Consider the following 20,783-nt stretch of genomic DNA (forward strand, 5'->3'; position numbering starts at 1 on the left):
TCTATACCCGCATCCGAATTCAGTATTTCCTCCAGCCCGTCTTGCGCGCCTATAGTTGGCCTCAGAAAACACACAGATTGGAGACAAGCAAATGCAGTTACCTGAACGCACCCACCTTGGCGCGACCGAGCATGCCCCGTCGGACAACTGTCCCTCGACCGGCAGCGTGCACCGGCTTCGCGACGCATGGTGGCGATTGATGGACATGCGCATCGGCATCGTTCCTTTGCCCGTGCATATTTTGCTAGCCCTCGCGCTGATCGCGACGGCGGTAACGGGCAAACTATCGGCCGAACTCTCACCGATCATTGCTTTACTCGCGATATGTAGCTTCACATGCATGGAGATCGGCCAGCGCATTCCGGTGTTCCGTAGCATTGGCGGCCCGGTGATCCTGGTGACGTTTCTGCCGTCCTACCTGGTCTTCACCCAAGCATTGCCGCCGGCTGTGGTCAAGCCAATCGTCGAATTCTGGAAGGCCGGGAACTTCCTGTACCTGTTCATTCCCGCGATTATCGTTGGCAGCATCCTGAGCATGGACCGCAAGGTTCTGATCGCCGGCTTCCTGCGTATGTTCGTGCCGCTGGCCGTAGGCTCGGTGGTCGCCGGCGTGGTCGGGACAGCGGTCGGCACGATGCTCGGCATGGGCGTATTCCATACGGTCTTCTTCGTCGTGCTCCCTGTCATGTCGGGCGGTCTTGGCGAGGGTGTCATTCCGCTCACGCTCGGCTATTCGGAAGTGCTGCATCACCCGGCTGGCGAGTTGCTCGCGCAGGCAATGCCGGCCGTAATGATCGGCAACGTGACGGCGATTGTGTTTTCGGGCGTGCTCAACGCAATTGGCAAGCGCTATCCGTCGCTGACAGGCAACGGCCAGTTGATGCGCTCGGGCAACGACGGCTTGCCTGAAGGCGCAAAGTCCAGCGCGCCGATGGATGTCACCGACATCGCCGCAGCCGGCATGATCGCCGTATGCCTGTATTTCGTCGGCACACTGGCGCAGAACACGCTGGGCCTTCCCGGTCCGGTGGTGATGCTGGTGCTTGCAGTCGCGGCGAAGGTGTTCTTCGTGTTTTCGCCCCGTCTGGAACAGGGTGCGGGTGTGGTCTACAAGTTCTTCGCGACGGCGGTCACGTATCCGCTGCTGTTCGCAATCGGCGTGGTCATCACGCCGTGGCAGAAGATCATCTCTTCGTTCAATGTGCCGACGGTCGTGACCATCGTCGCGACTGTGGCTACGCTGATGGCGACCGCATTTTTCACCGCACGCCGCATGAAGATGTACCCGATCGACGCAGCCATCGTCGTGGGCACGCATAGCGGCATGGGCGGCACCGGCGACGTCGCCATCCTCACCGCCGCTAATCGCATGCGCCTCATGCCGTTCGCACAGATTGCCACCCGTATCGGCGGCGCAATCACGATCACGCTGAGCCTCATCGTGCTCGCCAGGATTGTCTGATTCCCACGCCAGCCTTTCACTATCAGTATTCGGAGACTGTTGTCATGAGACCCCTCGATAGCATCAAAATCATCTCGCTCGAACACGCTATCGCGGCGCCGTTCTGCACCCGTCAACTGGCCGACCTCGGCGCCCGGGTCATCAAGATCGAGCGCCCCGGCGTCGGTGATTTCGCCCGCGCCTACGATGCACGGGTCGACGGCATGTCGTCACACTTCGTGTGGACCAACCGTTCGAAGGAAAGCCTTTCACTCGACCTCAAGCAGCCGGCTGCGCAGGACGTGCTGCATCGTCTTCTGGCCGACGCCGACGTACTCGTGCAGAACATCGCGCCGGGAGCCGCCGACCGGCTCGGCTTGTCGTACGAGGCCCTGTCCGGGAAATATCCGCAGATCATCGTTTGTGGCATCTCGGGCTACGGCCCCGACGGCCCCTATCGCAACAAGAAGGCGTACGACCTGCTCATCCAGAGCGAGTCCGGTTTTCTGTCGGTGACAGGGTCGCCCGAGGAATCCGCAAAGGCCGGCTGCTCGATTGCTGATATTGCGGCCGGTATGTATGCGTACACCAACATCCTGTCCGCGCTGCTGCAACGTCAGAAGACCGGGCGCGGCTGCCGCATCGACGTATCGATGCTCGAATGCATGGTCGAGTGGATGAGCTTCCCTCTGTATTATGCGATCGACGATCAGGCGCCACCGCCGCGCGCCGGCGCGGCACACGCGACCATCTATCCGTACGGGCCTTTCCCGGCCGGCGACGGCAAGACCGTCATGCTCGGCTTGCAGAACGAGCGCGAGTGGAAGGTATTCTGCGAGAAGGTCCTCGAGAAGCCGGAACTGGCCGACGACGCGCGCTTTCGGTCGAATCCACTGCGGATTGAACATCGCGATACCTTGCGCAGCATCATCAACGACGTGTTCAGTCAGCTGACCGCGGCACAGTTGGTCGCGCGTCTCGACGCGATCGGCATTGCCAACGCCAATCTGAACTCGATGCACGACGTCTGGGATCATCCGCAGTTGGCAGCTCGCGGTCGCTGGACCGAAGTGCAAGCGCCGAACGGTCCGGTCGCTGCGCTTCTGCCGCCGGGCATGCCGGCGTCGTTCTCGCCGCGCATGGATCCGATCCCCGCACTGGGGCAACACACCGACGCTATTCTCGCCGAACTGGGCCTGACCCACGCTCAGATCGACGCAATGCACGCCGAGCACACGGTTTGATGCCGAAAGAGACCCCGATCATGTCAATCCGTTCCTGGTTGTTCGTTCCTGGTAATCGCCCTGAGCGCTTTGAGAAAGCGCTCGCCGCAGGTGCCGACGCCGTCATAGTCGACCTCGAAGATGCCGTGCCACCGGCCGACAAAGTTGCAGCGCGCGCGCAAGTCCGTGAATGGCTTGCTGGAAACGCACCCGACGACTCGGCATCACCCACGCCGATTTACGTGCGTATCAACGCGGTCACGACCGACTGGTTCGCCGACGAGCGCTCACTTAGCGCGTTGCCGCGTGTAGCTGGATTGGTCGTGCCGAAAGCAGAGGATGCTGCGACGCTGATCGTCGCGGCCGCCGGCGCCCACGACGCCTTGCGCATCGTGCCGTTGATCGAGAGCGCGCGCGCGTTTGCCGCACTCGATGCGATCGCGAGCGCACCACGTATTGAACGTCTGATGTTCGGAACAATCGATTTCCAGCTCGACGTTGGCATCGAAGGCGACGGTGACGAGTTGCTCTACTTTCGTACGCGACTGACCCTGGCATCGCGACTCGCTGGCATTGCCGCGCCGATTGATGGCGTCACTACCGTATTCGACGACGCGGCCGTCATAGAACAGGAGGCGCGGCGGGCGAGACGCCTGGGATTTCGCGGCAAGCTGTGCATCCACCCAAAGCAGATTGCGGCCGTGCATGCGGCGTTCGCGTGGCGTGATGATGAGGTGGCGTGGGCCCGACGCGTTGTCGAAGCGACCGAGGCGAGTGGCGGTGCGGCCGTCGCACTCGACGGAAAGATGATCGACACGCCCGTCCTTCTGAAAGCACGCGAGATTCTGGCGAGCTTGCCAGCGCCATTGGCGTAACGCCTTCCCCTTACTGTGTGATTCGCAGTAAGGCTCTATCAAAAATCACAGCTTGCGCATTGCTTTGCTGCAAGTTTCCAGATAGCCGTCAGCATTACTTCCCTCTGCGACGACTTCCGTCAATAAACTGAAGAGAGAGTCCCGATGGAAAGCGCGGATTTGATTAATGAGCCGGGCCGATGCGCGAATGATGAGACAGAGCGGAGCCACGTGGCGCTCCCCGGAGCGACCAAATCAGCTGGCCAAGCCATAGATGACGCAGCAACTTGGCCTTGGATCGCGGCAAGCATGCCCTACGACTGGATGGACCTGCATGCGCCATTCAAAGATACAAAGTGGTGAATCTGCGGTCCCATCCGGTTCCCGCAACCTTTCGGCACCGATCGCACCCTCCGCGGGACAACGCGTTCGTGAGGAAGGCATCCATTGATGAATCGAAGCCGCTGGTCCGCTGTGCAAGCGCAACTCCCCGAGAAGTCCCAGGACGGGGCGCAATTAGCTCGTCACCGCTATGACGCCATCGAGCCCGCACTGACACGGTGAGAATAATCAAACGACGGCGGCTCCGCCTCTGAAAGCGGTCATTGACGAGCGCCGGCGGTGAGTGACCGAGTTGGGTCGGGAGTGTGAGTTCGCCGATCGAGGAAGCTGTCGTTCGGCTGGTCGGTGCCACGACCGTCAGCAATCCGCCGCCTTATCGCTGACGTAGAACTCAGCCCGGCCCAATGTCGGCTCTGGCCGAATTGTGCATGTAGCCTGACCGTCAGGCTTCCGCCGTTGCGACCTGAAAACCAGCCGTTGGGAAATTGAGTTTGGAATTGGTTCCACGGGTGTGGAGCAGCTACATCCCCACTGAAAGTTGAAGCCACCGACCGACAGCCCGCTATCTCAATGGTGCTCGTTGGCCGCCAGGGTAAGCGCGTCGAGAACTGCCGCTACCGCCGGACGCTTTGCCGTACCTTTGGGCAGCGCCATAAAGACCCGACGATTGAGAACCGGGTCAATGGGCAGTATCGAAAAGTCTGGATCTTTCTCAGCGTGGCGAAGCCCAAGGCGAGGCAGCACCGCAACAGCCCCGCCGGTTCTCACCATTTCCAGGGTCACCGCCATGTTCCGGCTGCTCGTCGTGACCTTGGGCGTAAAGCCACCTGCAAAGCAGGCGTTGAGCAAAAACGTGTGGTAGGTGGCAGCAGACTGGTTCAGCGCCCACCGCTCGTGAGCCAGGTCAGAGAGCTGAACCGACTTGCGCCCGGCAAGCTTGTGGTTTGCAGACACGACCGCATCGAAGTGGTCAACGCACAATGGAAGAAATTCCAGCACGCTTGCGAGCGCTTCCGCGCTAACAAGGTCGTCGACGATCGCGATATCCGTCTGCTTCGCGGCTGCGGCGCGCAACCCCTCCGACGGTTCCAGTTCAGTGAAAATCACGCTCAACCGAGGATGCAAGTCCAGCAGATGCTTGACGGCGAGTGGCACCACACTGCTGGCGAGCGATCCAAACGCCGACAGCCGCACTTCACCACTGACCTCCAAATTGGCCGCGGCTACCTCGGCTTCGATTTCCTCGACCATCTGGAACAGGTCCGTGGCTCGAGCAACAAGGCGCCGCCCTGCGGGGGTCAGTTGGACCCCCCGACCCGAGCGTTCAATCAGAACGGTATCAAGTTCATCTTCGAGTTGGGCAAGCTGCTGCGACACGGCCGGTCTCGTCAGGTGCACGGCATCCGCTACTGCGGAGATCGTGCCAAGGACGGACAGTTCGTGAAGCAGGCGAAGACGGCTGAGATTGAGCATGAGCGACTCCGTGGTCGACCGTTAATCGTAACCAAAACTTACCCATAGCGTCAAAAAGTGTCGTCTTTTTTTTCTTAACGGGACTTTCTATAGTCACATCACCGGGACGCAAAAGGCCGCAGCGACAAGGGAAAACCCTTGGCAGACAGTGACTTAGCTAAGCCTGAGCGTCGCAGGTTCAATCTATAGAGACCCGTTGGAGGAAAGAATGAAGGTTGCTTTTATCGGTGTGGGACGGATGGGAGGGCGGATGGCCGCGCGCCTGGTCGCAGCAGGCCACCAGGTCCGTGTGTACGATCCGAGCCAGGCCGCGATGGACGCGCTCGCAACGAAAGGCGCGACGGCAACGAAGAATCCCGCCGAGGCGGCTGTCGACGCAGAGCGGATCCTCCTGAGCCTGCCAAGCCCAAAGACGCTGCGTGATGCAGTGACCGGCAGTGAGGGCGTGCTCAAAACAGCAGCCGAAGGCGCAATCATCGTCGACTTCAGCACGGTTGATCCTGCGACGACGAAGGAAATTGCCGCAGAGGCTGCTCAAAAGAACGTGTTGTTCGTCGACTCGCCGGTCAGCGGAGGTGTTGCGGGTGCCGAGAATGGCAAGCTGGTCTTGATGGTTGGCGGCGCCCCAGGCGTGATTGAAAAGCTCAAGCCCATCTTTGACGTGCTCGCCGGCCGAGTGGTCCATTGTGGCGATATCGGCGCAGGCCAACTGACCAAGATCAGCCATAACCTGCTCACCGCAATCAACACGGTCGCACTAGGCGAAGTGCTGACGGCAAGCGTGAAGGCTGGCGCGAGGCTCGATGTCCTGTGCGACGTGCTGAGCGCAGGGCTCGCGGGCAGCAAGATGCTCGACTACCTGCCGAAGACCTTGTTCACCGCCGAGCGCCCGGCGAACTTCGCCATCGACCTCATGCACAAGGACATCAAGCTGTGTCTGGATGAGTTCTCGAATCTGCCGATGCCTCTCGGCCAGCTTGTTCTCCAGACGTACAACGCCGCCCGCGCGAAGGGCCTGGGCGGCAAGGATTCCACGAGCGTCAATGAAATCTATGAAGAACTGCTGGGCGTGCGTCTGAGCCTGCCGGCGGCCCAGTAATCATCCAAAGATTGAAGGACTCACTGTGAACTCACGTACCGATACCCCTAACGCCGAAGTTATCCTGCCGAAGGCTGGCATCACCGGCCTGTTGATCAACAACGAATGGTGTACACCAGCCAAGGGTAAAACCCTCGACGTTGAAAACCCGTCGCGCCGCGAAAAGCTCGCGACCATCGGCGCCAGCGATGCCGACGACGTGAATGCAGCTGTCGCAGCCGCTGCAGCCGCCTTCCCGAAGTGGCGTCGTCTCGCGTCCCGCGCCCGCGGGGCGCTGCTGACGGAACTCGGCAACCGCGTGACGGCCAACGCTGAAGAGATCGCGCGTGTACTCGCCGCGGAAAGCGGCAATGCACTGCGCACGCAAAGCCGGCCGGAAGTGCTTGGCGCTGCCGAGGTCCTGCGCTACTACGGCGGTGTCATTGCGGAGCAGAAAGGCGAAACGCTGCCGCTGGGCCCGGGCCTTTTCAGCTACTCCACGCGCGAGCCGCTCGGCGTAGTCGGCGCCATCATTCCGTGGAACTCGCCCGTCGTGCTGGCCGCCGTGAAAATCGGCATGGCACTCGGCACTGGCAACACCCTGGTGCTGAAACCTGCCGAGGACGCTCCGCTGGCTGTCATCAAGATCGCCGAACTTGCGACCGGTCTCTTCCCCGCAGGCGTTTTCAACGTCGTCACGGGAACGGGTATTGATGCCGGTGCGCCGCTTGCAGCGCATACCAACGTCGCAAAGGTGTCGTTCACCGGTTCGCTCGAAGTTGGCAAACTCGTGGGGCACGCCGTCGCGGATCGCATCGGCCATGCCACGCTGGAACTCGGCGGCAAGAGCCCTTGCATCGTCTATCCCGACGCCGCGACGCCGGAATACATCGACGCCACCGTCACCGGGATCATCAACGCGATGCGCTTCGCGCGTCAGGGTCAGTCGTGTACGGCCGGCTCGCGGCTCTACGTCCACAAGGACGTGTGGGATGCTGTGATGACCAGGCTCGTCGCGAAGGTCAAGGAACTGAAGATTGGCGACTCGCTCGACGAATCGAACGATATCGGCGCGATCATCAACGCGGAGCGTTATTCGGAAGTCCGGGCGTTCATCAAGGAAGCCATCGATGCGGGCGCGCACGTCCTGACCGGTTCGTTGCCGCCGCCTGTGGAAGAGGCGAAGGGTTTCTTCCCCGAACCGGTGATCTTTGCCGGCGTCGACAACGCGTGGCGCGTCACGCGTGAGGAAGTGTTCGGTCCTGTGCTCGTGGCAATTCCATGGTCGGATGAGGAAGAAGTGATCCGGTGGGCGAACGATACCGTCTACGGGCTCGCCGCCTATGTCTTCACCAACGACATCACGAAAGCACTGAAGGCCACCGAGCAGATCGACGCCGGCTGGCTACAGGTCAACCGCGCAGGCGGGCAGATTCCCGGCATGTCTTACGGTGGCGCCAAGCAGAGCGGCATTGGCGCCGAGTATTCGATCGAAGGCGCACTCGAGGCTTATACCTCCCGCAAAAGCGTGACGATCAACGTCTAACGACGGCATCAAGGACGGCCCGGCTATCGACCGGGTCGCCACCAGACTCGACCCTATTCAGGTTTGGAGTGAGACGATGAATGCAAATCTGGCAGCAACCACAGAAGGCGCGCACGCCGAGTCGCGCGCCACCTCGACGCGAGCGGCGCTGAGTTCGTTTATCGGCACGACCGTCGAGTGGTACGACTACTTTCTCTACGGAACGGCCGCGGCACTGGTGTTCCCGAAGGTGTTCTTCAACGAACTATCACCCGAACTGGCAACGCTGGCTTCCATGGCTTCGTTTGCAGTCGCGTTCATACTTCGTCCGCTCGGCGGCATGGTCATCGGCCACTTTGGCGATCGTATCGGGCGCAAGAAGATGCTGATCTTCACGCTCCTGGTGATGGGGCTGTGCACGGCGGCAATTGGCTTTCTGCCCTCGTACAATTCGGTTGGCAACTGGAGCCCCGCCCTGCTTATTGCGCTGCGTGTGGTGCAAGGATTTGCGCTCGGTGGCGAGTGGGGCGGCGCCGCGCTGATGACGGTCGAACACGCGCCAGAAGGGCGGCGCGGGCTCTTTGGCGCCACCATGCAGATGGGGGTGCCCGCCGGTCTGCTCGTTTCGACCGCTGCGTTCGCTCTCGTATCGTCGTTGCCCGACAGTCAGTTCTTTGCCTGGGGATGGCGTTTGCCGTTCATCTTCAGTCTCGCGCTGCTGTTCGTGGGTATGTACATCCGCCTCCAGGTCACGGAGCCGGCCAACTTCGAAAAGGTAAAAGCGGCAGGCAAGGTAGCGCGCATTCCGTTGCTGGAAGTTTGGCAAAACGAAAAGAAGAAGACGCTCATCATGGTCTTCTTCCAGACTGCTGCGAACGTCGGGTATTTTCTGATCACGGTATACGCGCTGACCTATATCACGGGCACGCTGCACCTTCCGCGTGGCGTCGCATCGACGGGACTGCTCATCGCGGCCGTTGTCGACCTGATCATGCAGCCGTTCTTCGGCTGGCTCTCCGACAAGATCGGGCGAAAGGTGGTCTACGGGTTTGGAGCGATCTTCTTCGCCGTGTATGCGTTTCCCATGTTCTGGCTGCTCGACACCGGAAATCCGGTGCTGATCACCGTCGCACTGTCTCTCGGCCTCGGGATTGGCCATGCCTCAACCGGATCTCTGCATGGCGTGATCTACGCGGAGCAGTATCCCACCCGGTATCGCTTTAGCGGCTCATCCACGGCTTATCAACTCTCCGGCATTGTCTCGAGCGCGCCGACGCCCCTGATCGCCGCCTGGCTTGTCGCCCGCACCGGCAGTTCGATGGCTGTTTCGTGGTACGTCGTCGTCGCCGCGATCATCACGCTCGTTTGCGTCCTGTTAGTGAAAGAGACGTTCCGCGAACCTATCGATCAATAAGGTCCGGCCTGAAAATGAACAACACTCACGAACAACTTACCGGCGAGCGTATCGACCGGCTGATGACCGTCGAGATCCGCCCGCTGAATGGGGGACTTCCCGCCGGCTTCGTCGTGCCGATGTACGAGGTTTGCCGTGCCCATCACGGCGAACCGCTCAGTTCGCTCGCGGCTCGCAGACTAGCCGACACCCTCTCACGCGGCGACATTGTTTTCATCGCGACAGGGGCAGGTGTCGCGCCCAAGTTGCCGCAGGGCGAAACGGATGGTCCCGTAGGCGCGGCGGTTCTGGCTCGCGCATTGATTCTCGCGTTCGGCGTCCGGGTCGTGCTGGTTACCGAAGAGGCCCATGCAGCCCCCGTCGCTGCTGTGGCGGAGGTTGTCAACGCGGAACTGGCACAAGGAGATCGCTTGCAGACGATCTCAGTGGTCTCGTTTCCGTTGGGGCTCGAACCAGGCCAAGCGATGGCCGACGCGCTGATGGAAGAGTATCGGCCTCGCGCCATCATCTTCGTCGAACGCGACGGCCCGAATGAGGAGGGGTATTTCCACGGCGTGCGTGGTGATTGCCGCAATCCGGAGGACGTCGGGCATGTCTATTTGCTCGCCGATCTTGCTCGCAGGCGCGGCGTGCTAACCGTCGGTATTGGAGATGGCGGCAATGAAGTGGGGTTTGGGGCGGTACGCGATGCCATTACCGCCGTACACCCGCTCGGCGGCAAATCTCTCGCGGGCCACGCGTCCGGCGTCGTGACCGTCACGGCGACAGATGTTGTTGTAAGCGCCTCTGTTTCGAACTGGGGCGCTTACGGCATCGCCGCAGCGCTCGCGGCAAGAGCAGGAGACCTTAGCGTTCTTCACACACCGAGACTGGAGCACGCCCTCATCGAGGCGACGGTAAAAGCCGGAGCGAGAGACGGGGCGACCTCGAAGGCGGACGTCGCCGTAGACGGCATCAACTGGGAAGGACATACATCGTTCGTCGAACTGCTCAGAAGCATCGTTAGCGTGTCCATCTGAAGGCCCGAAACATCCACAAATCAAGCAGCAACATTTTTGAATTGACAGGTGTAAGACATGAGTGACGTGAAAGAAATGAAGGCAGTGCTGTCTTCTGACACGGCTTCGACAAAGACGGACAGCTTTGGCAATCCGATTGATCCAACCGTAGGCTTTGCCCGCGGCTCCATTATTCGCTCGAGCATTGACGAGGCGCTGCGACTGCGCCACGGACAAGCCGTGGCCGCGCGTCGCGTGAAAATGCTGGGTGCGGAATCGATTGGCGTGTTTACGGGCAATCAGCGTGACTTTCCGATCCACGCTGAAGATATAGCGACGTTATGCGAGGAATGGGTCGGTCCGGGACTGGCTGCTGAAGAGCTACGCCAGGTCGCGATTGGCCATATGGGCGGAAGAAGCGATGACGCTGTCGCCATCTTCAACCGGACCAGCGCGGGCATCATCGCGACCATCGCCGCGCTGGCCGATGGCAAGCCGGTTGTCTCCGTTGTTCCGCCCGGTGGACGCTCACACGCGTCCGTCGTGCGCGGCTCGAAAATTGCGAACGTTCCCGTCCATGAGGTTCAGGCTGACGCGCAATGGTCGAAAATTGTCGAATCGATCCGGCCCGCGCTCGTCGTCATCACGACGGTGACGAGTAGTCTCGAACGCGTCGAGGACCACATTACCAGGGAAGTCATTCAGTATGCGCACGCACTGGGCGCAAAAGTCTTCCTGGACGAGGCCTACGGTGCGCGCCTGCGCACCGTGCTACATGGCGGTCAACTGAGCCTACAACTCGGCGCAGACATTTCCGTCACGAACTGCGACAAGGCTGGCCTGTCGGGGCCACGCGCGGGTGTGCTCGTGGGCCGCAAGGAACTCGTGACGGCCGCAGCGGCAAAGGGCGCTGAATTCGGCATGGAAGCTCGCGCACCGATCGCCGCTGCAGTGTTGCGTTCGCTTCAGAAATACCAGCCGGAAGATCTGCGCCAGGAATCGGCGGCGGGCCAGAAGCTTGCCGAAGCACTTGAGCAGAAAATGGGTAAAGACCTGGTTCATCGTAGCGACCTCGGTCCGATGGTCGACGAGGACGCAGTGCTGCGCGTGCTGTTGAAGCTGTCCGGTCGTGCAGATGAAAAGCCTGTCGTTGTCCCCTGCGAGGCAACCTCCGCCCTCGGCATGGTCCTGTTGGAGGACCATGGCATTCTGACCGTGAATACGCACGGTCAGCCTGGCGCCCGTGTCTCTCTAAGGCTGAAGCCGACTCTGGATGCATTGGGCCGCACCGGCGGGGTTGACGCGGTTGTGTCCGCCGTCATGTCGTCGCTCGACAAGGTCGCTGCGATCATCCACGACCGCACCGCGATTGCGCAACTGGTCCTCGGGAACTGAACATGACAACAGCCAGCTTTGCTCCCATTGACGAGCGTCTTGATTCGCTCGTCTCTCTCGACCTCGGTGGGCGCGGCGTCGAGCAACTCTATGCCGCGGCCCGCAAGCGCCAAGGGGGGCCGCTCGTGGGCGCTGCAGCAGATGCGCTCGCGGCGATTCCTGACAAGGCGAACGTCTTCGTGACAACAGGCTCGGTATCGCGTGCGTGGGTTTCGCCATGCATCGGCGAGAACGATGGACCGGCCGGGCTTGCAGTGGTGGTGAGGGCGTTATCGCTTGCGAAGAAGGCGCTCTGTATCACCTTCGTTGAAGAGACGCTCATTCCAACGACCTCCGCCATTCTCACCACTGCCGGACTGACCGTTCTGCCCTATGAACAGGCAAAAATCGCACGCGACGATGGGAGTCTTGCCGTCGTGTGTGTGGAACCATTCCCGCTCGACGAAGCGGGGGCGAAAGATGTGTCGAGGTCCCTCATCGACAAGTATCAACCGGCGCTTTTTTTCTCCACGGAGCGTGTGGGACGTAACGTCGACGGCGTCTACTGCAGTATGCGTGGCGTCGACTACGGAATGGGCCGTGCCCGAATAGACTTTCTGTTCGATGAAGCAATTGCGCAGAAGATTCCGACTGTGGCGGTCGGGGACGGCGGCAACGAGATTGGAATGAGCGTCGTGTCGGAAGCCGTTCAGAGATACGTCAAATTCGGCGACAAGCGTCCAGACGGGAGTGCCGGTATCGGTGCAGTGACCGGCACGGACGTGCTGGTGACAGCTGCCTGCTCCAACTGGGGTTGCTATGCGATTGCCGGAGCATTTGCAGCGCGCATGGGCAAGACAACACTTGCGCATAGTCCTGTGCTGGAGGCGGCACTTCTGAGGCGAGGGGTAGACGTCGGGCTTATCAACTCGGTCGCCAATGTCATCGACAGCAACGTCGACGGCATTCCTGAGGCGACTCATATGGCTGTAGTACAGCTTATTTCGACCATCATCGCGCCAGCGTTCAAGTAGCCATTTCCCACACGCTTCCCACGTATTGACTCGCGATACGTGGGAAGACACCTCTCCGGACGACTTCCGTCCATCTGCCTTTTATCTGAATCGGTTGCCCTTCGGCCTTTCCGCCCGTCGGCTTTTGCGCCTGCCGTGATCGTATAGGGCAGGCGCCGACGCGCGTTTCCAGCAAGCGATTTTCGGACTTTCGAACCTGGCCACACAGTAAGAAAAACTAACGAGTACCGTCAAAACATGTCGTCTTTTTTTTCTGTTTCAGGCTTCCTATAGTAGAGCCAACTGCTCTCGTCACACACATCAGGCCTTTCCGACGGGGCACCTTGGTAGCTCAAATGGTTCAGTTTTTCGACAAAAGGTGGATGGAATGAATTCGCATCGTGTAGTGCAAATTGCCCTCGAAGTAGCCGAAGTGATTCCTGCAGGTGTCACTCGCGCGGAGCGAGCCAAACCGCAGCAGAACTCGCTGTACGCCTCGTTGCTGCAGCGCCCGACGTCGACCCTCGCGAGCAACGTCAGTGACCGTGCGGACGTCTTTTTCACTGCAATTCTCGGCTACAACTGAACGGGGGGTGTGATGCATCGTATCGTGATTGTTGGAGGCGGAGTTGGCGGTCTTGAACTGGCGACGCGACTCGGCGACCGGCTTGGAAAAGTGGGCCGTGCGCAAGTCACCCTCGTCGACCGCTGTCCGACACATGTGTGGAAGCCGTTGCTGCATGAAGTCGCTGCAGGCAGTCTCGACACGCAGGCCCATCAAATAACTTACGCCGCGCATGCTCACTGGCACCACTTCGAGTTTGTGCATGGGGAGATGGCCGGCCTTGACAGGCAGGGACGCACAATCCGCCTTAACGCCATGATGGATAGCGAAGAGCGAGGAGAAGAAATTGTTCCTGCCCGAGTTCTCGAATACGACACGCTTGTACTGGCGCTAGGCAGCCGCACAAACTTTTTCGGTATCCCGGGCGCAGAACGTAACGCGATCACGCTTGACACGCTGGAACAGGCAGAGCGTCTTCGCAGACACCTGCTGCAGACATGCGTCAGAAACCGCGCCCTCGCGTCTGGCGGAATAAAGGACAGCGTGGGCATCTCAATCATTGGTGGCGGTGCGACCGGCGTTGAACTTGCCGCTGAGCTTCGTCGTATGGAAAGCGCGTTCCGGCAATTCGGGTTGCTCGCCCCTGAAGGGCAAGGCGTGATGAAAGTCACTCTCCTGGAGGCCGGGGAGCGCATCCTTCCTGTTCTCCCACCGAAGATTTCTGTATCGACGCGGACGTCGCTCGAATCGATGGGTATCGAAGTTTCGGTCTCGGACCCCGTGACCGAAGTAAGCACGCGAAGTGTGCGGACAAAAAGCGGCCGCCTGATCCCGGCAGACGTCACCATCTGGGCCGCGGGAATCAAGGCCCCAGATGTGCTTGCCACACTGGATGGACTTGCGGTGAATCGCATCAATCAGATAAAGGTAATCGGGTCGCTGCAAAGCGAGACCGACGAAAACATCTTCGCACTCGGGGACTGCGCGAGCTGTTCGTGGACGGAAAACCGCATGGTCCCACCAAGGGCTCAGGCCGCGCACCAGCAGGCTCTGTTTCTCTTTAAGGCGCTGCGCGCTCGCATGGAAGGCAGGGCCGTGGGAGTTTTCCAGTACAAGGACCACGGCTCACTCGTCTCGCTAGGGTCTTCGTCCGCTGTCGGAAGCGTGGCCGCAGTTGCAAACGTCGGCAACGTATTCGTAAAAGGGCTCCTTGCAAACGTCATGTACGCCGGGCTCTATCGAAAACATCTGCTGGCTGTCTCCGGCGTGCGGCGCATGGTGGTGGGCCTGCTCGCACACAGTCTCCGCCGTGCGGGCGCGCCTCGGGTGAAGCTTCACTAGTGAGCCCTCGTTAGGCCCTTACCAAACCGTCTATTGAAGACCGAAATCCATGGATTACACAAACCCCTGTGAATCTGCGACTGGTACTCGCATTACAAATAGCAAAGTGATGCAGGGCAGGACCTCCATGGTGAAGGTGGCTGCTGCCAGCATGGCTGGCGCCACCCTGGAGTGGTACGACTTTACTCTTTACAACGCGATGGCGGCACTGGTCTTCAACCGCCTGTTCTTTCCTTCCTTCGACCCAATGGTGGGGACGATTCTTGCGTTTTCGACATACGCCATTGGCTATATCTCCCGACCGATCGGTGGAGTGATTTTCGGCTGGGCCGGCGACGAGTTCGGACGAAAGACGGTCCTGCTGATCACGCTGTTACTGATGGGGATTTCGAGCCTCGCCATCGGTGTTCTGCCGACTTACGACTCCATTGGCGTCGCAGCGCCCATGTTTCTCGTGAGCCTGCGGTTCTTGCAGGGCATGGCGCTTGGAGGCGACTGGGCTGCCGCGGTTCTCCTGTCCTCGGAGCATGGCAGCGCGAAGAGGCGGGGGTTCAACGGATCGTTCGCCCAGATTGGACCGGCTGCCGGAACGCTTTTGGCAACCACCACGCTCTGGATCGCAACGTCTGCGATGCCTTCAGCCGACTTTGTGCGTTGGGGGTGGCGTATTCCGTTTGTCCTCAGTGTTTGCCTTGTCGCCGCAGGCCTGTGGGTTCGGCGTGCCATCGCTGAGACTCCGGATTTCGAAAAGCTTGAAGCAAAACATGCCCGTTCGTCGACGGCCATCAGGGACGTGTTTCGCCTGCATATGAAGAGTCTCATGGTCGCGGGAGGCGTGCGGATTGGAAGCGACGTTCTTTACGCACTGATGGCTACGTTCAGCCTGACCTACGTGTCACAGGTCCTGAGGCTGCCGAAATCCGTTGCTCTCACAGGCGTGCTCGGAGGGGCTGCGGCACAATTGCTTCTTATTCCGGCTTTCGGGGCCCTGTCCGATAAGGTTGGACGGCGACGAGTCTACCTGCTTGGAATCGTTGCCGGTGCCATCGCCGCCTTCGGAGCGTTCGAACTCTTTGATACCCGCGAGGTCGGTCTGATTGTCGGTGCCGTCGTCTTTGGACTGACTGCGCACGCGGCGATGTATGGGGTACAGGCCGCCCTTGTCACGGAACAGTTCGATGCAAAGGTGCGCTTCGCCGGCTCATCGCTGGCCTACACGTTCGCTGGGGTTATCGGCGGCGGATTCGCTCTTCTCATCATCACGTGGCTTTTCAAGCACTACAATTCGAGTCTCCCTGTTTCCATCTACGTCTGCGTTGCGCTTTCGATTTCAGCCGCGGCGCTTATGTTCGCTCAATCGGCTGGCGGTAAATAGACCGACGCAACAATCCGTCAAAAGCAGCCGTACGCGGAAACCCCAACTCCGTTCGTTCACCTGATACTCTCTGCGGCACGAAACAGGCCTGACGCCGGCACACGGATGATGCGTTGTGCGCCCGATACGGCTCGGACTGAGTTGCTAAAATTCCGCATGACGCCCGCGGCAGAGCTCCATCGAAGCTCTCAGCAGTGCCGTAACGGCAGTGCAATCCGTGACCGGCACAGCGGGGGACTCAGCGGTTCGACGCAGACACCCTGCTTTGGTAGACCTTGCCACCGACGAATGGCTGCTGCGGCACCAGACAGCCGCCGTAGGGACGCAGCACGGGCGAGTGGCTGGAATGGGATGGTAATTACGCATTCACCGATGTGAGAGCCGCCGCACCGGTGCCGGCTCGGGCGAACGGCCGGTTAGCACCATACAGCCGTCCGACGAGGGTCGGTAGGTGAGCGTCGGCTCCGGCCGAACACCGCCGTCGGTTATCGGGGAGCGTTTTAATCCGCACCAGCCATCGTATGAAGCTTTCGTCGGATGGACGAGAACGGCACAGCGCGGATACACGGTCGCGCAGCCGAGCGCTTACGCAGTAACCGTTGCACGCTCAGCGTTTGGACGACTCGGCAGTTGACGCGGAGGCGGCTGGTTGACGTCGTGCGTCGGTTCTATGCCGTTCTCCGAAAGCGTACGTCATTCAGAAAGCGTACAGTCTCTTACGGTTTCCGTGTCCATAGCGACGCCGTTATACCGCCACTGCCGGACTGGAACCGGTTCGTCGACGAGTGGGTGAGCCTCTACTTCTCCCAACTTCGACACAAACTCGGCACGCGACGCTTTGCCAGCGCGTCGCCTGACTGGCGGCGCTCATTCGACTTCGCGAAATTTACGGACCTGCTAGACCTGCGGCTTGGTGTCGAGGTCGCGGCTGAATCTGGGAGAAGCCAGAAGGCAGAAGACAAAAGACAGAAGACAGAAGACACGAAAGGGATACCCCGCAAAAACAGGAAGGCAACGCTGGAACCCCCGGCAAAAGGAAGGGACATGACAATCCGAAACATTGCAACCCAACCCATTCCCGGGCAAAAGCCCGGCACGTCCGGGCTGCGCAAGAAGGTGGCGGTTTTCATGCAGCCTGGCTACCTCGAGAATTTCGTGCAGTCGATCTTCGACTCGCTCGAGGGCACTGTCGGACAAACTCTCGTGCTGGGCGGCGACGGTCGTTTCTATAATCGCGCCGCCGTGCAGACGATCCTGAAGATGGCGGCCGCCAACGGCTTCGGCACGGTGCTCGTGGGCCGCGGCGGGCTGTTCTCGACACCGGCGATCAGTTGCGTGATCCGCAAGACCGGCGCGTTCGGCGGCATCGTGCTGTCCGCCAGCCACAATCCGGGCGGCGCAGACGGTGACTTCGGGATCAAGTACAACATCGCCAACGGCGGCCCCGCGCCAGAAAAGGTAACCGACGCGATCTACACGCGCACCGGCACAATTACGGCGTACCGGATCAGCGATGCGCCCGACGTCGATCTGGACGCGCCAGGCACGCATACGATCGGGAACATGACCGTCGAGGTCGTTGATCCGGTTGCCGACTACGCCGAGCTGATGCAGCGGCTGTTCGACTTCGAGGCGATCCGCGCGCTGTTTGCGCGCGGCTTCACGATGCGCTTCGACGCCATGAGCGCCATCGGCGGCCCGTATGCGAAGGCGATTATCGAAGGCATGCTCGGCGCGCCGGCAGGCACCGTCGTCAACGGGGAGCCGCTCGAGGACTTCGGCGGCCATCATCCCGACCCGAACCCCGTGAACGCCGCCGATCTGATTGGCTGCATGAGCGGCGCGGCGGCGCCGGATTTCGGCGCGGCCTCGGACGGCGACGCCGATCGCAACATGATCGTCGGCCGCGACTTCTGCGTCGCGCCATCGGATAGTCTCGCGGTCCTCGCCGCGAACGCGACGCTCGCGCCCGGCTACCGCGACGGCCTCGCGGGCATCGCGCGCTCGATGCCGACCTCGACGGCCGCGGACCGCGTCGCCGCCGGGTTAGGCATTCGATGCTACGAAACGCCGACCGGCTGGAAGTTCTTCGGCAACCTGCTCGACGCCGGCATGGCCACGCTCTGCGGCGAGGAAAGCTACGGCACGGGCTCGAACCACATCCGCGAGAAGGACGGCCTGTGGGCGGTGCTGTTCTGGCTGAACATCCTTGCCGCGACCGGCAAACCCGTCGAGGCGATCGTGCGCGAGCACTGGGCGCGCTTCGGCCGCAACTACTACTCGCGGCACGATTACGAGGCGATCGACAGCGCGGCTGCGGACGCGCTAATGACGCACTTGCGCGCGCAGCTGCCATTGCTGCCTGGCCAGCGACTCGATGACTTCATCGTCGAAACCGCCGACGATTTCTCGTACACGGACCCGGTGGACGGCTCGGTGTCGCAGAAGCAGGGCGTGAGGCTCGTCTTTGCGGAAGGTTCGCGCATTGTCTTCCGGCTGTCTGGCACCGGCACCGAAGGCGCGACGCTGCGCGTCTATCTTGAACGATACGAGGTCGACAGCTCGAAACATGACATCCCCACGCAGACGGCGCTCGCCGGCCTGATCGCCATCGCCGGTCGGGTGGCCGACATCGCGGTCCGCACCGGCAGGAACGCACCGACCGTCGTAACCTGATCGCGGCTCTGCGAACTTGGCTGGTGGAATCGGCAGACGGTGAAGATAACGCAGGTATCCTTATCAGGCACCGGGCCCAGCGGCTTCGCTTTCACGAGCACGTGCTTCACGCCGGCCGGTGCCGGCATCCCTGCCGTCGCTGCCGGATGGCGGTGCAGCCGGCTCGAGCTTGCACGCGAGCTCCTGCGGTGTGCGCCCTGCATTGACCAGTTCCATCACCTGCGTCCGAAATTCCGACGCGTGCGGTGTTTGCGGTTTTCATTTGCCGCTGCTGTATCGCAATGGTGATACGTCATAGCGTCTGGACATTGACGCCACGAGGCGTGCGCCGGCCTGGAAGAGAGCTGAGCACGCGCAACCACGCTATAGACTCAGGGATAGTAAAGCAATCGATCTCCCCCAAGGTTTTGCATGCTCTCTTTTACGCCGAGGTCATGCTCGCACCTTCGGTTTGTCTAATGCTCCGTGTTCCCAGTGTTCGCACGCGCGACCCCTGAATCTGCCAGCGTGGCAGGAGCTAGCCAATGAAAGGCTGCAAGCGACTTACCGTTAAACTGACATTCCGCTTTTGCAGGTACGACAGTATTTAAGCGCTGATCTTCGACCACGCCAGTTACCAGCACCGAGCGGCCGTCAGGCGACGGGTCGGATTTGCTCACCGACACGAGCGCGGGTTCTGCTTTGCTTTGCATCATTTGCTCGCACTGGTCGGCGTTTTTTTCGGCTATGCTCGCGCACCCAGCGAAGGACGCCGCAGCGACAGTGAAAGCAATTGTAAGAAGCCTACCTTTCTGCATACCTTTTCCTCACCACTGACTACTGCTCAGATTTCTATTGGTTCCAGATTTGCACTACTACGTCTGGCAAACAGCGATTCTAGCGTTTACTTCGTCCCCGAAACGCAAAGGCCACCTCGTGTGAGGACGACTTCAATCCAAGTCTTTCCCGGTTGCTCAGTTCGTGCTTTAGCCGGCAATTGCCACGCGAGAGGGCGCTTTCGACAGCGGTAGCGGTCAATGGGTCGTTCCGGGGCGCCTATCCCACGCTGTCTCGTGGGAGACGGGCCCAGGCGAACCGCCATCGTCCCCGTTGCTGAGCCGCCTGCTCGATCAGCGCAGCAGCTTCCTTCGGATGAGACTCACAAACCGAATGGCTGGCGACGCATGTCGCTCGAGGAGATTGCTCAGGAACCGGGGTTCAGCGACCTGTCTTCGTTCTCGCAGGCGTATAAACGGTGGACTGACGCGGCGCCGAGCCTGATGCAACAAAGGGGGATTTCCTCATGGAACACCGCCCGATGACTGCTCCGGGCCGGGCACTTGCGATTGTATTGGACTGGAGTCCGCCACAAACGGCCATTGCGCATTCAATCGGCCTTTTCCGTGGGCGGCCGCACATTCCTATGCGCTCGGCTGCAGACAGTATGTTTGCACTATCGAGCCAGCCGTCTGCGCCGAGCCCGGTTGCCAGGCATCTCCTATTTGTTGCCCCGGCGCCTCCGCTGACGGCACCTTTCCCGTTCGGAGTATTCGCGATGACAACACACGCATCCACTCTCGAGCCAATCACAATTGGTGGCCTGACAGTGCGCTATCTCATAGACGGATCCGCCAAAAAGGGCATGGGGATCTTCGAGTTGACGATCGCCCCGGGAGCAAACGTACCACCACCACATAGCCACACCCACAATGAAGAATGCATATACGCTCTGGAGGGGCTCATCCGCTATTCCGTTGACGGTGTTGTCAGAGATCTGGCGCCGGGTCAGTGGATGCATACACCCAAGGGCTCCGTCCATGCATTCAGTAACCCTCATCAAACCACTGCCAAGGCACTGATCGTCCTTACCCCTGACCTTGGTGCGCAATACTTTCTGGATGTACAGGCAGTTTTGAATGCCGGCGGTCCGCCTGACCGCCAGATGTTGTTGGCAGTCATGTCCGACTACGGGCTCGTTCCTGCCGCCCCGATTCCAGCCGTCCAGCAATTGGCTCAAGAGGATGTGCCTCCACCGCAAGGACGCCCCTCGACCTAAGCGTTGAATGACAGCTTTCCACTTCGCCGAAAGACAGCTCAAAGCCGGGTGCCGTC

Annotated in this window: 16 protein-coding genes; 14 read left to right on the top strand and 2 right to left on the bottom strand. The window is 60.6% G+C overall.

Translation table 11 applies throughout. The annotated features are described in order from the left end of the window. Window positions 1-91 precede the first annotated feature (91 nt). From L0U84_RS38145 to L0U84_RS38155, 3 genes are read left to right on the top strand one after another with little or no spacing between them, the layout of a single operon-like run. A complete protein-coding gene (locus L0U84_RS38145) occupies window positions 92-1,462 on the top strand; it encodes a 2-hydroxycarboxylate transporter family protein (RefSeq protein ID WP_233858406.1) in 1,371 nt (456 codons plus the stop codon). Between the two features lie 44 nt (window positions 1,463-1,506). Further along, window positions 1,507-2,685, top strand: coding sequence for a CaiB/BaiF CoA transferase family protein (locus tag L0U84_RS38150; protein ID WP_233858407.1), 1,179 nt, complete (start codon window positions 1,507-1,509; stop codon window positions 2,683-2,685). A 20-nt stretch (window positions 2,686-2,705) separates the two neighbouring features. Beyond that, window positions 2,706-3,539, top strand: a complete 834-nt coding sequence (locus L0U84_RS38155) for an HpcH/HpaI aldolase/citrate lyase family protein (protein ID WP_233858409.1) — start codon at window positions 2,706-2,708, stop codon at window positions 3,537-3,539. 888 nt (window positions 3,540-4,427) lie between these two features. Here the strand turns inward: L0U84_RS38155 and L0U84_RS38160 are convergent. Next, a complete protein-coding gene (locus L0U84_RS38160) occupies window positions 4,428-5,333 on the bottom strand; it encodes a LysR family transcriptional regulator (protein ID WP_233858411.1) in 906 nt (301 codons plus the stop codon). A 208-nt stretch (window positions 5,334-5,541) separates the two neighbouring features. Between L0U84_RS38160 and L0U84_RS38165 the strand changes: the two genes are divergently transcribed. From L0U84_RS38165 to L0U84_RS38215, 10 genes are all read left to right on the top strand, one after another. Next, the gene (locus L0U84_RS38165; protein ID WP_233858413.1) at window positions 5,542-6,432 is read left to right on the top strand and encodes an NAD(P)-dependent oxidoreductase; all 891 of its coding nucleotides are present in this window, start codon (window positions 5,542-5,544) and stop codon (window positions 6,430-6,432) included. A 25-nt stretch (window positions 6,433-6,457) separates the two neighbouring features. Further along, complete coding sequence (locus L0U84_RS38170; protein WP_233858415.1) at window positions 6,458-7,957, top strand: aldehyde dehydrogenase family protein; 1,500 nt, start codon at window positions 6,458-6,460, stop codon at window positions 7,955-7,957. Window positions 7,958-8,033: 76 nt separating this feature from the next. Further along, a complete protein-coding gene (locus L0U84_RS38175) occupies window positions 8,034-9,350 on the top strand; it encodes an MFS transporter (RefSeq protein ID WP_233858417.1) in 1,317 nt (438 codons plus the stop codon). Between the two features lie 14 nt (window positions 9,351-9,364). Further along, entirely contained in the window at window positions 9,365-10,369 is a 1,005-nt protein-coding gene (locus tag L0U84_RS38180; protein WP_233858419.1) for a glutamate cyclase domain-containing protein, read from the top strand. 57 nt (window positions 10,370-10,426) lie between these two features. Next, window positions 10,427-11,743: an aminotransferase class I/II-fold pyridoxal phosphate-dependent enzyme gene (locus tag L0U84_RS38185; protein ID WP_233858421.1), complete on the top strand. Its 1,317-nt coding sequence runs from the start codon at window positions 10,427-10,429 to the stop codon at window positions 11,741-11,743. Between the two features lie 2 nt (window positions 11,744-11,745). Next, a complete protein-coding gene (locus L0U84_RS38190) occupies window positions 11,746-12,756 on the top strand; it encodes a glutamate cyclase domain-containing protein (RefSeq protein ID WP_233858423.1) in 1,011 nt (336 codons plus the stop codon). A 367-nt stretch (window positions 12,757-13,123) separates the two neighbouring features. Further along, entirely contained in the window at window positions 13,124-13,321 is a 198-nt protein-coding gene (locus L0U84_RS38195) for a hypothetical protein (protein ID WP_233858425.1), read from the top strand. A gap of 12 nt (window positions 13,322-13,333) precedes the next feature. Further along, window positions 13,334-14,641: an NAD(P)/FAD-dependent oxidoreductase gene (locus tag L0U84_RS38200; RefSeq protein ID WP_233858427.1), complete on the top strand. Its 1,308-nt coding sequence runs from the start codon at window positions 13,334-13,336 to the stop codon at window positions 14,639-14,641. A 49-nt stretch (window positions 14,642-14,690) separates the two neighbouring features. Next, the gene (locus L0U84_RS38205) at window positions 14,691-16,016 is read left to right on the top strand and encodes an MFS transporter (RefSeq protein ID WP_326491236.1); all 1,326 of its coding nucleotides are present in this window, start codon (window positions 14,691-14,693) and stop codon (window positions 16,014-16,016) included. A gap of 1,044 nt (window positions 16,017-17,060) precedes the next feature. Continuing rightward, window positions 17,061-18,692 (top strand): alpha-D-glucose phosphate-specific phosphoglucomutase, encoded by a 1,632-nt coding sequence (locus L0U84_RS38215; protein WP_233859833.1) that lies wholly within the window; start codon window positions 17,061-17,063, stop codon window positions 18,690-18,692. A 455-nt stretch (window positions 18,693-19,147) separates the two neighbouring features. Here the strand turns inward: L0U84_RS38215 and L0U84_RS38220 are convergent, their stop codons facing one another. After that, window positions 19,148-19,489, bottom strand: coding sequence for a hypothetical protein (locus tag L0U84_RS38220; RefSeq protein ID WP_233858429.1), 342 nt, complete (start codon window positions 19,487-19,489; stop codon window positions 19,148-19,150). Between the two features lie 737 nt (window positions 19,490-20,226). Between L0U84_RS38220 and L0U84_RS38225 the strand changes: the two genes are divergently transcribed. Beyond that, window positions 20,227-20,727: a cupin domain-containing protein gene (locus L0U84_RS38225; RefSeq protein ID WP_233858431.1), complete on the top strand. Its 501-nt coding sequence runs from the start codon at window positions 20,227-20,229 to the stop codon at window positions 20,725-20,727. The last annotated feature ends 56 nt before the right edge of the window (window positions 20,728-20,783 follow it).

The sequence above is a fragment of the Paraburkholderia sp. HD33-4 genome, assembly GCF_021390635.1.
In the GTDB taxonomy this organism is placed as follows: domain Bacteria; phylum Pseudomonadota; class Gammaproteobacteria; order Burkholderiales; family Burkholderiaceae; genus Paraburkholderia.

What these genes read in the sequence shown, in the direction of transcription:
- L0U84_RS38145 (WP_233858406.1), top strand. Translation starts at nt 92, where the DNA reads ATGCAGTTACCTGAACGCACCCACCTTGGCGCGACCGAGCATGCCCCG.
- L0U84_RS38150 (WP_233858407.1), top strand. Translation starts at nt 1,507, where the DNA reads ATGAGACCCCTCGATAGCATCAAAATCATCTCGCTCGAACACGCTATC.
- L0U84_RS38155 (WP_233858409.1), top strand. Translation starts at nt 2,706, where the DNA reads ATGTCAATCCGTTCCTGGTTGTTCGTTCCTGGTAATCGCCCTGAGCGC.
- L0U84_RS38160 (WP_233858411.1), bottom strand. Translation starts at nt 5,333, where the DNA reads ATGCTCAATCTCAGCCGTCTTCGCCTGCTTCACGAACTGTCCGTCCTT.
- L0U84_RS38165 (WP_233858413.1), top strand. Translation starts at nt 5,542, where the DNA reads ATGAAGGTTGCTTTTATCGGTGTGGGACGGATGGGAGGGCGGATGGCC.
- L0U84_RS38175 (WP_233858417.1), top strand. Translation starts at nt 8,034, where the DNA reads ATGAATGCAAATCTGGCAGCAACCACAGAAGGCGCGCACGCCGAGTCG.
- L0U84_RS38180 (WP_233858419.1), top strand. Translation starts at nt 9,365, where the DNA reads ATGAACAACACTCACGAACAACTTACCGGCGAGCGTATCGACCGGCTG.
- L0U84_RS38185 (WP_233858421.1), top strand. Translation starts at nt 10,427, where the DNA reads ATGAGTGACGTGAAAGAAATGAAGGCAGTGCTGTCTTCTGACACGGCT.
- L0U84_RS38190 (WP_233858423.1), top strand. Translation starts at nt 11,746, where the DNA reads ATGACAACAGCCAGCTTTGCTCCCATTGACGAGCGTCTTGATTCGCTC.
- L0U84_RS38195 (WP_233858425.1), top strand. Translation starts at nt 13,124, where the DNA reads ATGAATTCGCATCGTGTAGTGCAAATTGCCCTCGAAGTAGCCGAAGTG.
- L0U84_RS38200 (WP_233858427.1), top strand. Translation starts at nt 13,334, where the DNA reads ATGCATCGTATCGTGATTGTTGGAGGCGGAGTTGGCGGTCTTGAACTG.
- L0U84_RS38205 (WP_326491236.1), top strand. Translation starts at nt 14,691, where the DNA reads ATGGATTACACAAACCCCTGTGAATCTGCGACTGGTACTCGCATTACA.
- L0U84_RS38215 (WP_233859833.1), top strand. Translation starts at nt 17,061, where the DNA reads ATGACAATCCGAAACATTGCAACCCAACCCATTCCCGGGCAAAAGCCC.
- L0U84_RS38220 (WP_233858429.1), bottom strand. Translation starts at nt 19,489, where the DNA reads ATGCAGAAAGGTAGGCTTCTTACAATTGCTTTCACTGTCGCTGCGGCG.
- L0U84_RS38225 (WP_233858431.1), top strand. Translation starts at nt 20,227, where the DNA reads ATGACAACACACGCATCCACTCTCGAGCCAATCACAATTGGTGGCCTG.